Genomic DNA, 13,242 nt, shown 5'->3' on the forward strand with positions numbered 1-13,242 from the left:
TCCTACCCGCACTATACCCCGAGTCATATTTGAGAAATCAATTAGACACCCTGTACCTCACTCGCTGCCACAACCGCCAACCCTGACTGAAATGGCGTCAATTTCGCGCCCCACCTATGCCCCAACCATGCGCTTGGGCGGATATCGCTATCTGATCTATCGAAATTCATCTAACAGCAACCCCGGTTCGCCTAGCGAAACATCCCTATTTCCCAGCGGCTTGAATCTTCACGTTCGCTGGTCCGCAGCGGAAGCTCGCTTTCGCTTTTTCGCCTCGAACTCCCCGAGAGACAAGAGGCTGCTTCAACCAACCCATACCTACCACACCTATAACTACATCTATGCAAAAAATGAACATAGACCCGAAACGATCGCCCGGCAGGTCGGCCCTCTACACGGCCCTCACGCTCGGCGTTCTGGGCTGGGCGCCCTTAGCCCTATCCCAAGTCGACAGCGACGAGAGCGAAGACGAGATCTTCGAACTCAGTCCTTTCGAAGTCACCGGAGATCAAGACCAAGGCTACCGGGCTACCTCGACCTTGGCCGGAACCCGCATCCGCACCGACCTAAAGGACGTCGGAACCGCCATATCCGTCTACACGGAACAGTTCCTCGATGACATCGGAGCGACGGACAACAACAGTCTCCTGCAGTATACCACCAACGCTGAGGCGGGCGGCACGCAAGGAACCTACTTAGGCTACGACGGTGGAGCCACCGTCAACGAAGGATCGGCCTTGGTCTCCCCGCAGACCAACAACCGTATTCGCGGCCTGGCCAGCGCCGACAATACGCGCGACTACGCGGTGACGGATATCCCGTGGGATTCCTACAACACGCAGCGCATCGACGTGCTTCGCGGGGCCAACTCCTTCCTGTTTGGTCTCGGCAGCCCGGCCGGTATCGTAAACGCCACCATGGCGGGAGCGTCCTTCGACAACGAAGGAGAGATCGGACTGCGTTTCGGATCCTACGGCAGCGCACGAGCAAACTTCTCGCTCAACAAGACCATCATCGAAGACACGCTAGCCGTGCGTTTCGCCGCGCTGATGGACCATCAGCAGTTCCGCCAAGAACAGGCGTTTGAAGACGATGAACGCGGCTACATAGCGATTCGCTACGAACCCAAGCTATTCGGCGACGACGCCAGCACCGCTCTGAACTTCAAATACGAAGACGGAAACATCGACGCTAACCGCCCCCGTAACGTGAGCCCCATGGACGGTCTCACCCCTTGGTGGAATCCGGCGGAAGTCGACCCGGTCAACAACCCCTTTGGAGGTCTCGGCCAGCTAACGGTTGAAAATCCATTTGAAGCCGCGGCGGGCGTTGGCAATTCCAGCTCCGACGAGTACAACGCATGGGTCGGCGGGGCCGCCAACCAGCAGCAGCCGTTCTGGCTCATCGATGGCGCCAGCGGCCAAGTCTATGGCGCTCGAGCCGGCATCATCAACAACGGCGCCCGCAACGACGACGGTTCAGTTCGCGGAGCGGCGGAAGGCATCGTCGGACGACGTCAAACCCAGCCCTTCATCGCTACCCGCATGATCAACGAGCTGGCTAGCGACCTCGGACTGCCACGCGCCGATTCCGGTCTCTACAAGGCCCAGTCCCTCACCGATCCCACCGTCTTCAACTTCTACGACCAGCTGATCGACGGAAACACCAAATGGGAAAAGAACGAGTGGGACGCGGTCAACTTCGACCTACAACAGTCGTTCTTCAACAACAAGTTGGCATTCCAGATCGTCTACGACAAGCAGGACTACATGCGCTCCAACGAGAACCTTCTCGGCTGGCAGCCTACCCTGCGCATCGATGTGCTGGAAAACTGGGACGACTTCAGCGTCAATCCTAATGTCGGACGCGCCTACGTGCAGACAAGCATGGGCGGCAGCGGCAGCAGCGTTCGCACCGAGCGCGAATACAAGCGTGGCTCCGTCTTCGCCGAGCTGGACGCTTCCGACTTCATGGACTCGGACAGCTTCATCACTCGCCTCCTGGGCAAGCACCGGTTCAACGGCGTAGTGAGTGAACAAGGCTACGCCACGGAAGATAAAGGCTGGAACCGCGTCGCCGCTGGCGTGGACTGGTATGACTACTGGACCGGCGCGAACGGTTTGGAGTACCCGATCACGGAACGTCCACCGCAGGGGATCATCTATCTCGGCGACTCCCTCATCGGCGCCAGCTCGGCCTCCGGAATCAACCTGCCAGCGGTAGGCGCTGCCGACGTGCAGATTGCAGGAAACTCAGTGACCGTCTTCGATTCCAGCTGGAACGCTCCCAGCTCAGTCGCGTTCGACGCTCCTTGGACCATTCCAGCCAACATCGCCGGAGCCTACGACTTCGGAGAAGACGATGAAGGAAATCCTGTGCAACCGCTGCAAAATTCCAACCCGGCCAACTACCGTGGCTGGATCGATCGTCCAGTCGACCTGCTTTACTACACCGGAGCTGAGGACGACTACCTGCTCGCTCGCCGCGAGAAGAAAAATAGCGATGTGGAATCAGCTGCGATGAACATCCAGTCCTTCTGGTGGGACGGAGCTCTCATCACCACCCTTGGTTGGCGTGAAGACGAAGTCACTAGCGGTCGCACCGCATACGGCAAGGATACTACTGACCGCTACCGCGTGGTGGTTCCGCAAAAGGATGACGATCTCAGCGAAAAGTCTACATCGCGCAGCCGTGGAGCCGTCCTTCACGTAAACCAACTCTTCGGCCAGAACGACCCGATTCCGTTCAACGTCAGCCTCTCCTACAACGAAGGCAGCAACTTCCAGCCGACCGCTGTTCGGCGCGACCTCTATGGACGTCAGATAGCGAATCCTTCGGGCGAGACCGAGGACATCGGTATCTCGCTCTCCACCAAGGATGGCAAGTACACCTTCCGCGCCCTCAAGTACGAATCCCTGATCTACGGAAATAGCGCATCGCTACCTACCGGAAACATTGGAGGCTTCATCGCGAATGGTCTGAGCTGGCGCAACGTGTTCCTGTACGAACTCGGTGCCTACGCCTGGTCGGATCGCGGTCAGGTCAGCTATCGCAATCAGGCCTCTACCGCCTTCCCAGCTGATGCCACCATCGATCAGCCATGGTACATCGAAGAAGGCTCGGAACTCGAGTCCCAGGTCGAAGACATGATCGTCTCGGAATGGAATGCCATCCAAGGCTGGCTCGACGAGCGCGGTTTCTTCGAAGCGTGGAAGATGAACGTGGTCCCCATGGAAAACCTTCCTCCGGACCGCTCCACCTACGAGGCCTCGCTTGACGACTCGACTCCTCCAAACCCAGCGCCTCAGTGGGTACCGCCAGCCGGTACCGTCTCCGCCTACGGGTTTTCTACTCCGGACAACTTCGCAGTCACCTCCGACGTGCTTTCGGAAGGCTACGAGTTCGAATTCATCGCCAACCCGACCGAAAACTGGCGCATCGCCTTCAATGCCTCCAAAACCGAGGCATCCAACAGCAACGTTGGCGGCGAGCTTATCCAGGAATTCGTGGACTACATGGACACTGCCGTCCTCAACACCGCTGCTGGTAACACTCCTCGCTGGGGTAACTGGGGTGGTGGCCGCATACAGAACATCTATTCGAACTTCCGTTCCGAGTACGTTCTGCTCAAGCTGCAGGAAGGCACTGCCGTTCCGGAACTCCGCAAATGGCGCTACAATGTCGTGACCAACTACTCCTTCAGCGACGGCAAGTTCAAGGGACTCTCCCTCGGCGGTAGCTACCGTTGGCAGGACAAAGTGGCCATCTCCTATCCGCTACAAGGCGATACGCCTGCAGAATACACCTTCGATCTGAACAACCCGATCTTCGCTCCTTCGGAGGACGGCATCGACCTCTGGGCGAGCTACGAACGGGAACTCACCGATCGAATCGATTGGCGTATCCAGCTCAATGTTCGAAACGTCGGTAAGGGTGACGAATTGATTCCCGTTTCCTACAACCCGAACGGCTCGATCGCCGGTCTGCGCGTCGGGCCAACTCAGGAATGGTTTATCACCAACACCTTTAGTTTTTAGGCTGACATGCGGTAGCCTATTCTCCCTAGCTCCTCGCCCCAATGGCGGGGAGCTTTTTTCTGCTTTGGAAAACAAGATCCAAGCAATCAAAGCGTCTCAACGTTCGCCCACAACCCCCTGTCCACCCCATCCCGTTTTTGCTATTCACAGCAAAAACCAACCCCTGCTCGTCATGAGAGCTAAGCTCCTTCCCTTCATTCTACTCGCTAGTATCAGCACCCTGATCCTATCAGGCTGTTCCACCACCCAAAGCTCGGCCCTTTCCGAAGTGCCAACCATCGACCTACACAAAGGAAGTCCCGTCGCGGATCTCATCGAACTCTGGGGCGAGCCCGACAGCATCGAACCCCTCGAACGGGCCCCTGAAGTCTCCGTCTGGACTTACAAAAAGCAGCGCTCCGTCACCGAACTCATCGGAGCGGAGTCCGTGGAGATCCCCTACATCCACCCCATCACCGGGGAAGAAATGACCCTCGAAGAGCCAGTCTTCAAACCACAAACCACCACCAGCACCCAGATCATCAAAGTCTTTGTGGTGGATGAGAAAATTCTGGCCTGGCGTGTGGACAGCGACAGCGAGCAACGCATGATCGAGTAGCGAGCACTCCAGACCTCGCCTTTCCTATAAAGCACTGAAACGATCACTCGTTCACCACGATGTATCCAGAATCCGGATCAACATCGACCCTCGCCCTCTCCCCAGAGCTCCAAAGCACGGTTAGCTCCCCAGCAATTCCTTCGGGCAAAGCAAAGAACGCGGAGGCGGTCGATTGACTGGACATTCCACCACCGCATCGAATCTCACGCATCTGAGTCGGCGCACTTTGCGAAGTTAGAATCAATCGAGCACCGATTCCGCTAGGATTGCCCGCCTTTCCTTCCAAACGCACAGCCACCCGTATCATGTTCTTGGATACCTGATTGGTAAACGCCAGCGTCCGATCCTTGTTTCGAGTGACCACGGTATCCGGAGCGGCGTCCCCATCGAAATCCGCCACCGCAAGGGATTTGGCGTCCCCGCTCACCGACCAGCCGCTCTGGGAGATCGATTGCTCAGCGAAGCCGCCTCGTCCATCGCCGAGCAAGACCAGGCCCAGTCCGCTATCGAACCTGCCCATGGGAGCGATGGCCGAAAAGTCGTTCATGACCATCGCTAGGTCCTCATGCCCATCCCCATCGAAGTCTTCCGCCACCAATCCCTGGATGGGCGAGATTTGAGCCAAGCGAGGCAAAGGAGAAAACGCGTATCCACCAGCTGATTGGCTGAGGAAGACCCCACTGCGCAATTCGCTGGCTTGGTAGAGCTCGGCTGCCTCCAAAGCGTCGCTACCGAAGACGTCCTCCAGACTCGCCGCGGCGAAGGCGTCGTTGGAAGGGAAACGCGTTTTCACCTCTGGGATCTTGGCCGCCAGCTGATCCCGACTGGCCACCAGCGCGTAGCGTCCTTCCTGCTCGAAGGCGAGAATTAGCTGCCGCTCGCTGCCACGAGAAAACTTTCCGTAATACAGCCGCATAGGGAAAGCCTCCGACCCTTGGTAAATCGTATTCAGTCCCTGGTTACCCACCGCATAGTCAATGCGCCCGTCGCCATTGAAGTCCGTTCCAGCGATCGAAGTCCATAAGCCCGTTCCCGCCTGGGCGTATCCCCACTCTTCGGATACATCGACAAATCGCTGCCCTTCCTCGTTTCGATAGCATCGCACCTGGCCCCACTCCAACGCCACCAGCAGGTCGAGCCAGCCATCTCCATCCACGTCGCTGGCCAGGGCCGAGCTCACCAAACCGAGCTCGAAAAAGTCCTCCGACCAATCGCCGGTCGCGTCCTCGAATCCGTTTTCCCCTTGAATCATCAAAGCGCTAAAACAGGGCTCAGGGTAGTAGCCTGGATACAGACGTCCGCCTAGAAAGAGATCGAGCTTCCCATCGCGATCGAAATCCGCCGCTACCGCAGCGCCCGCCGAAAGCGGAGCCGAGGGCAAATAACCTTCTGGAGCCCGAGCGAAACGCAGTCCGCCTTGGTTTAGCCACAAGCGGGGCTCGTACTCGGGTTCCTCCGCTGGCAGAGCAGCGCCGCCGCCGGTGAAAAGCAGATCGTTGAGTCCGTCTGCATTCGCATCGAAGATGAGCGGCGGGCCGTCGTTGATCGGAGGAGCTTCGCCAAGATCCCCTGTATCCAACTCTCGATACACGCCGTCTTCCCGACGCATGATTTTCGCCCCATCGATAGACGTGGCCCCGATGACGATCTCATCCACTCCATCGCCATCCAGATCGCCCATCGCTATCCCTGGGCCGCGGCGATTGAAGCGACGCGGCATCAGAGCTTGGGAAACGGTGCCCTCTCGCTCCTCTTCTCTCTGAACGACATCCAAGCCTAACTCTGCGCTCGCTTCACGAAAGAGCGTCGTCTGCGGTTCGCTAGACGCAGTCTCTTCCTGCTCCGACCAGTCCGGTTCATCGATGCGATAGCGGAAGCCCGTCTCCAGTCCTTCGATACGCTGCTGTCGCCCGTTTGGCCAAGTCACGCGCACCCACTCCAGCTCTTCTCCTTCACCCAAGGCGAATTGAGCCATGGCTTCGTTGGTGGAAAGATAGCCGCGGGTGCCGAGCAAGCGTCTGGTCTGAATGCCGGAGCCGCTTTTCAACTCGACCTTGGCCCCAATCCCGAATTGGTTCGAATCTTTGCCTCGCAGCTCCACCGCCAGTCGTCGCCCCGCCTGGCTGTCGTTTCGCAGCACGGTGGCTCCCTGCTGATAGTTCACGAAAACGATATCCAGATCCCCATCGCCATCCAAGTCGCCCAAGGCCGAGCCGAAGCTCACCCCGAGCTTATCCAGCCCCCACTTCGCTCCGACTTCCTCGAATCTCATGTCTCCAAGGTTCTCATACGCCAGGTTACGCTGGGCCAGAAGCGGCATAAGCTTGGTGATGCGAATGCGCGACATCACATTCACCGCGCTGAGCTTCTTCACGATGAAGTCCAGATTGTTGTGTTCCCGATCCATCCCGTTGGTGACGAAAAGATCCACTCGACCATCGCAGTTCAAATCCTCGAAACGCGGCGACCAGGTCCAATCCGTACCCTCTAAACCTGCCAGATAGGCCACATCGAGACTGCGTTCCGTGCCTGTATTCAAAAACAGAATGTTGTGGTGCACCTGCACCGCGGTGTGGGGATCATCGTTGTACTCGTCCTCCATGCGCCGACGCGAATCGGTCAAACCACGCTGAGAAAATTCCCAATCGCTGCCCGCCATATCCGCCACGAAAAAATCCATATCGCCATCGTTGTCGATATCTCCGATATCCGAGCCCATAGCGGAAAACGGCGTGTGCGGCAGGGCCTCGTCGATCACGTTAGTGAACGTCCCGTCCCCATTGTTTCGATACAGAAAGTCCGCCACCGCGAAATCGTTGGCGGTGTAGATATCCAGCCAGCCATCCTCATTCTGATCCCACCAGGTGGCGGAGTGCCCCTGCGTGGGCTGCAGCGAAATCCCCGCCGCCTCCGTGACATCGGTGAAGGTGCCATCCCCGTTGTTGCGAAAGAGATAGTCGCGCTCCCCTTCGATGCTTTCCACGGCGCTCTTGATGTTGGTTTGCAGATAAACATCCAGCCAGCCATCGCGGTCGTAGTCGGCGAAACAGCCCGCCCCGCTGGCGCTGACCACCGCCAGGCCTCGCTCTCGTGCCTCCTCCCGAAAAGTCCCGTCGCCCTGATTCATGAACAGCTGATTCGGAGCGTCGAAGCGGCAGAGGTAGAGGTCGAGCCAGCCGTCGTTGTCCACATCGACCCAAGACGCCCCTTGCTTCCAGACCCTGCTTTCATCCAGCAAGCCAGCCGCTTCGGTCACGTCCTCGAAGCGCCAATCCCCCAGATTTCGAAACAAGCGGCCCGACTCCAGTTTACTTACCACAAAGACATCTGGCCTACCGTCGCTATCGTAATCGCCGATGGCCACGCCGCTGCCGATTGCCCCCACGTTGTACTCGCTATGCAGGTCGCCCCACATGCGCGGATCGTCGTAGCGATTTGTAGTTTGGATCCCAGTACGCTCCGCATCCAACTCGGTGAAAAGCGTATCGCCCTGCGGGATTGAACGTTGAACAAATGGCTTCCGTTCCCGCTCTTGCCCCCGCAGGCCAAGGCCGCTCAAAATCGGCAGCATCAACAGGCTCAGTATCAGAATTTTAGATATGCGCGGGGTATTCTTTCTCGCCTTGCCGACGACCAGGGACAGTCTTGAATTTCCCATAGAAAACGCCTCGGACTGAAACCTCCCCACTGGGTCAAGTCAAGGAGAACGCATGCCCCTCAGTTACACGTTTTCCTCCCGCTTTCTCGCCTATGTCCGCACCTGAAAACCACCCCGATTTTCCCGCCTCGCCGCCATGGCTTCGTCACCTCTGGTGGGTCGCCCTGCTCGCCGCCTTGGGCCTGCTCTGGCTCTCCACTCAGCGCGGCATCGAGCGCGTGCAAGCCTTCTCGGACCTGCCTAGCTGGTCCACCGATGCCCCCGAGCTCGATCCGAGCAGCCTCACCGGTTTCGAAAACGGCCAGCGCCAGCTCATCATCCCCGGCCATCACAACCCGAGCTTCTGGTGGATCACGGAAACCCAACTGGCCGCTCGCGAGGGAGGCCTGCGCTTCAAGCAGATCGGCTACGACTCCGCCCCGGAGCAGCGTCCCCTCATTCGCACCTCCCCCTATCGCTGGTACCTGCTTTCGGTGGGCCGCTTGCATCACCTGCTCACCGGCCAGTCGCTGGGCTACTCCATCGAGCAAGCCAGCCTCTACGCCGACCCGCTTCTGCTGGCTCTGCTGCTGGTGGGGACCGCCACGCTTTGCGCCCGCTACCTGGGCTCGAGCTCGGCCATCGCGGTTTCCCTGGCGGGCATCTGTCTGTTTCCTTTCAGCGCCGCCTTCCAAGCGGGCTCGCCCGATCAACACAGCCTCGCCTGGGCCCTTTCGCTGGGCTTCGCCCTCTGCCTTTTCATCGCCGTGCTGCGCCCGGAAAAATCGCTCCCACTGGTCCTCTCCGCCCTCTTTGGCGGACTGGCCTTTTGGAACGACGCCACCAGCCAAGGTCCTACACTGATCGCGATCCTGACTGGGGCAGCTCTCTTCGAGCTGACCAGTGGAAACCGCGGCGACTCCGCGGCAACCCCGCCAGTCAACTGGCGGCTCTGGGGGCGCATCGGCAGCGGATTCACCTTGCTGGCCAGCCTTTTCGCGTTCGCCCCGGAGGGCTTTCCTTTCGATTTGGACGCGGTCCACCCCATTCACGCGGCAGCTTGGTGGGGAGCGGCGGAGCTGCTGGCAGCTTGCTCGTCCTTTTTCAAAAACGGAAAACCCGCCCTCACTCGCTCCTTCTGGATCCTCGGGGCCTCAGGACTGGCAGCCCTTCTGGCCTGGCCGCTCTGGGGCGTTATCACGGAAAGCGGCGCCTTGCTGGCCGACGATTTCTACGCCCGCCAGATCGCCAACCACCCTGCGGGCGGCTTGGGGGCCAATCTCAGCGTCTGGCTCTCCAAGGCCGAACCGAGCGCCCGACTCGCCACCTTGCTGCCTTGCCTACTGATGGGCGTGCTATTCCTGCAGTTTTTCCTCTCCTCCTCCACGCGGGAAAAACGAGGCCGTCTGCTGCTGGTTTTCATCCCTTTGCTTTTCACTTTCCTGCTCTCCTTCCTTCAGCTGCGCTGGTGGAACCTCTTCGATGCCTTCGTCATCGCCGCCCTGGCCCTGCTCTGCGCCCCGCAAAGCTCCTCGCGGCGATCCTTCGTCTGGAAACCGCTGCTGCTATGCCTGCTCGTTGCCCCGGGGCTGCTGGTCGCCTTGCCCAAACCGTTTCAAAAATCGGAACTGGAAAACCCGAGCCCGGCCATCGCCCAAGCTCTGATCGCCCGCGACTTCTCTCATTGGCTTGCCAAGCGGGCCCAGAGCGAGACGGTCACCGTTTTCTCCACTCCCATCTTCTCGGGGGCCATGGGGTACTACGGAGGATTTCGCTCCCTGACCTCCGCGGACGAGCGAAACGAAGAGGGTTTCTCCGCCGCGGTCCGCATCGCCGCCGCCGACTCGGAACAGGAGGTCTCCATCTTGCTGGATAGTCGCGAAGTCACTCACGTGGTGGTCCCGCGTTGGGATTTGATGATGCAAAAGCTGATCCGCCTCGGCTCCGGGCTGGCCGACCACCAAGAGCTGCCCCCGGCGACCTTCGCCAACGCCCTGTATGCCTGGGACATTCCGGCATGGCTGGCCCCCATGAGTTATGAGATTCCTCAAACCGATGGCCTGAAGGGCTTTTCGCTGCAGGCCTTCGAGCGCGGTCCGGTCCTCGACGAAGATGAAGCTCTCAGCCGCCTGGCCGATCACTTTGTGGAGCAGCGACAGCTGCCTCTGGCTGAGGAAATTCGAAAAACCCTGGCCGACTACCCACGCAGCGTGCACGCCCTGGCCGCCACCGCCTACATCGACTACGCTCTGGGGAATACTCAGGCGTTTGCGGAGTCCATGGAAACGCTCATCCCCTACCTTTCTCGCAGAGCTGCCCGTGACCTGCCGGCAAACCGACACATCACCATCGCCTCGCTACTCTTAAGAGATAAGGAGACCGAGCTCGCCAAAACCCAGATCGAACGCTGTCTCGAAAACATCGATACAGCTGAAATCAAATCCCTCAGCCCGCTCAACCTCGCCGGCCTCGTCGCCTTGAGCAAGGCCTTCCAGCTCCCGTTTCCCGACGAAGAGACCAAGGCCCTCGCCCTCGAGTTGCTCAGCCCCGAAGCCCGAGCTCGATTCGAAAACTAGCGCGAGCCCTGGACTTCCCCAAAGAACAAAGCTCCTCAAATGTCCCAACTCTACCGAGCCCCCATCGCTCGCTTGGCGATCCCTTTGATGATCGTCTTCTCCATTCTCTTCAGCCTCGCCCGGGGCTTCGGCATGAACGGGCCGGGCTACCTGCGTCCCATCTTGCCGCTCAGTTTTATAATCATGATGGCTCTACCTTGGGTCCTGCTAGGCCCGGAGGGACGGCGGCGTTGCGGCCTGCGTGGCAGCGAAAAGAAGAGCCACTACCTGAGCGCGCTTTTGTTTGGCGGCTTAGCGGCTTTTTTGTGCGGAGTTTTTGGATACGCTCTCTTTGGTATCGGAACGAATAACTGGTACGTCACCATCGCCAACAGCTATCGCGGCATGGTGGATACCAGCGGCTTTTCCCTGCTGCAGCTGCACCTGATGTTCACCTTGCCCGCCATTTTCTTTAGCCCGCTGGGCGAGGAGATCTTCTTTCGCGGCGTGCTGCAGACCACCTTGGAAGAAAAGATGAGCGATTCCCTTAGCACCGCCATCGAGTGCGTATTCTTCGGATTGATACATCTATTTCACCACGGTCTGACATATTCCGGCGGCCAGTTCTCCCTGCTCCCGCTCTCTGGCGCCCTTTGGGTCCTGCTAATGGCTGGGGTGGCGTTTCTCTTCGCGTACCTGCGAAAACGAAGCGGCAGCATCCTGCCTGCAATCGCGGGGCACGCCGCTTTCAATCTATGCATGAACACCTTCATTTTCGCAGTTCTTTGGTAGCGAAGCTTGCTGCGATCTCGACAGGCCACGCCACGCAATCAAACTGCGTGGCGTGACCCTGCGCGACATCAGATACGGACCGCTGCTTGTCGATTCGCTCGATATTGCGCTCGATCAGCCAAGCTGCATCCTCGGGCCGAACGCATCCGGGAAGTCTCTGTTGGCGGAACTGATCGCAGCGGAGCGAGAACCTGAAAGCGGTTCCATCCTCGATCGGCCACCGCGCGTCCGGCTGCTTTCCTTCGAATCCCTGCAAAGAGATTTCGAAGCCGAGCTGGCCAACGACGATACCGACTTCCTCGATCGCATCGACTATGGAACCACCGGTCGCGAATTGCTGCTCGAAAGCGGAGCCGCGGAAGAGACGATAGAGCGAGCCGCCAAGCAGTTCGGCCTGGTCGAGCTGCTCGAGCGCGGCTGCCGACAGTTTTCCAGTGGCGAATTGCGGCGGATCACGCTGCTCAAGGCGATTCTCGCCGAACCGGACCTGCTGATCCTCGACGAGCCTTTCGAGAGCCTTGACGCGGAAAGTCGCCAAACGCTGGATGGGTTTCTCAAGAATCTCAGCCTATCCGGGCAGGCCCTGCTGCTCTTCGTAAACGCCCTATCGGAAGTGCCTTCGTGGATCAGCCGCCTCGCAGTTTTACAGGCTGGTCGCATCGTGGCGACGGGAGACTCCAAGCCCTTGCTGGCAAGCTCGGACATCCGCAAGCTGTTTTCAGAAAACGAAACCGCGACCGCTGCTCCAGAGGATGGGACGCCGAGCCGCGACATCCCACCGATCCTCGTCAGCCTGCGAAACGGTCGCGTCGCCTATTCAGACACCGTTCAATTCGAAGGACTCGACTGGACGCTGCGCCAAGGCGAGCACACGCTGATCACCGGTCCGAACGGCTGCGGAAAGTCCACCTTGCTCTCCCTGGTCACAGGCGATCATCCCCAATGCTACGTCAACGACCTCACCGTTTTCGGGCACCGAAGGGGCAGCGGCGAGAGCATCTGGGACATCAAGCGGCACATCGGCATCGTCTCGCCCGCCCTGCATCGCGACTACCGAGTCAGCGCCAGCGTCAGGACGGTGGTTCTCTCCGGCTACTTCGACAGCATCGGCCTGTACCAGCAACCCAGCTCGAGACAGCTTTCCTTGACGGAACAATGGCTGCGTTTCTTCGATCTGGCCGCATTTGCCGCTAAGCCGTTTCGCAACCTATCGTTCGGGCAGCAACGCCTCGCCCTCATCGCCCGAGCCTTGGCGAAAGCCCCGCCGCTGCTGATTCTGGACGAACCCACGCTAGGCTTGGACGCTCGCAACCGCAGCCACACCCTACGCTGCCTGGAGCGGCTGGCAGAGCTGAAGCAGACCACTTTGCTCTTCGTCAGCCACCGGGAGGACGAGCGGCTCTCGCTCTTCCGCCAACACCTGCGCTTCCATCCCGACGCGAGCGGGAGAAGCCGCTATCTGGTCCGTCAGGCAAAGCCTCCGGCTTGAACGTCACCCTAGCGTCTCCCTTTACTGAAAAACATCTGCCTGCTTAATTCCCGCACACAACTCGCTTAACCGTAAGATTCCTCGATTTTTTTCATTTTCATTTGTCCGCTTCCCTCCATCCTCGCCGCCAACCA

At 59.2% G+C, this 13,242-nt stretch carries 6 protein-coding genes; 5 read left to right on the forward strand and 1 reads right to left on the reverse strand.

Features of this window, described 5'->3' with window-relative positions; all coding sequences use genetic code 11:
* Positions 1–350: 350 nt before the first annotated feature.
* Together QEH54_RS12775 and QEH54_RS12780 are read left to right on the forward strand one after the other, a co-directional pair.
* Positions 351–4,037, forward strand: a complete 3,687-nt coding sequence (locus QEH54_RS12775; RefSeq protein WP_309019073.1) for a TonB-dependent receptor plug domain-containing protein — start codon at positions 351–353, stop codon at positions 4,035–4,037.
* Positions 4,038–4,209: 172 nt separating this feature from the next.
* On the forward strand, positions 4,210–4,635 hold the full coding sequence (locus QEH54_RS12780; protein WP_309019074.1) for a hypothetical protein: 426 nt from the start codon (positions 4,210–4,212) through the stop codon (positions 4,633–4,635).
* A gap of 43 nt (positions 4,636–4,678) precedes the next feature.
* On the opposite strand, the gene QEH54_RS12785 is transcribed toward QEH54_RS12780, so the two are convergent.
* Positions 4,679–8,293 carry an FG-GAP-like repeat-containing protein gene (locus QEH54_RS12785; protein WP_309019075.1) on the reverse strand — a complete coding sequence of 1,205 codons (3,615 nt, stop codon included), beginning with the start codon at positions 8,291–8,293 and terminating at the stop codon, positions 4,679–4,681.
* A gap of 92 nt (positions 8,294–8,385) precedes the next feature.
* Between QEH54_RS12785 and QEH54_RS12790 the strand changes: the two genes are divergently transcribed.
* From QEH54_RS12790 to QEH54_RS12800, 3 genes are read left to right on the forward strand one after another with little or no spacing between them, the layout of a single operon-like run.
* Complete coding sequence (locus QEH54_RS12790; protein ID WP_309019076.1) at positions 8,386–10,848, forward strand: hypothetical protein; 2,463 nt, start codon at positions 8,386–8,388, stop codon at positions 10,846–10,848.
* Between the two features lie 39 nt (positions 10,849–10,887).
* A complete protein-coding gene (locus QEH54_RS12795; RefSeq protein ID WP_309019077.1) occupies positions 10,888–11,619 on the forward strand; it encodes a CPBP family intramembrane glutamic endopeptidase in 732 nt (243 codons plus the stop codon).
* A gap of 52 nt (positions 11,620–11,671) precedes the next feature.
* Entirely contained in the window at positions 11,672–13,108 is a 1,437-nt protein-coding gene (locus QEH54_RS12800) for an ATP-binding cassette domain-containing protein (protein ID WP_309019078.1), read from the forward strand.
* The last annotated feature ends 134 nt before the right edge of the window (positions 13,109–13,242 follow it).

This window comes from Pelagicoccus sp. SDUM812003 (genome assembly GCF_031127815.1).
GTDB lineage: Bacteria > Verrucomicrobiota > Verrucomicrobiia > Opitutales > Opitutaceae > Pelagicoccus.

What these genes read in the sequence shown, in the direction of transcription:
- QEH54_RS12775 (WP_309019073.1), top strand. Translation starts at nt 351, where the DNA reads ATGAACATAGACCCGAAACGATCGCCCGGCAGGTCGGCCCTCTACACG.
- QEH54_RS12795 (WP_309019077.1), top strand. Translation starts at nt 10,888, where the DNA reads ATGTCCCAACTCTACCGAGCCCCCATCGCTCGCTTGGCGATCCCTTTG.
- QEH54_RS12785 (WP_309019075.1), bottom strand. Translation starts at nt 8,293, where the DNA reads ATGGGAAATTCAAGACTGTCCCTGGTCGTCGGCAAGGCGAGAAAGAAT.
- QEH54_RS12790 (WP_309019076.1), top strand. Translation starts at nt 8,386, where the DNA reads ATGTCCGCACCTGAAAACCACCCCGATTTTCCCGCCTCGCCGCCATGG.
- QEH54_RS12780 (WP_309019074.1), top strand. Translation starts at nt 4,210, where the DNA reads ATGAGAGCTAAGCTCCTTCCCTTCATTCTACTCGCTAGTATCAGCACC.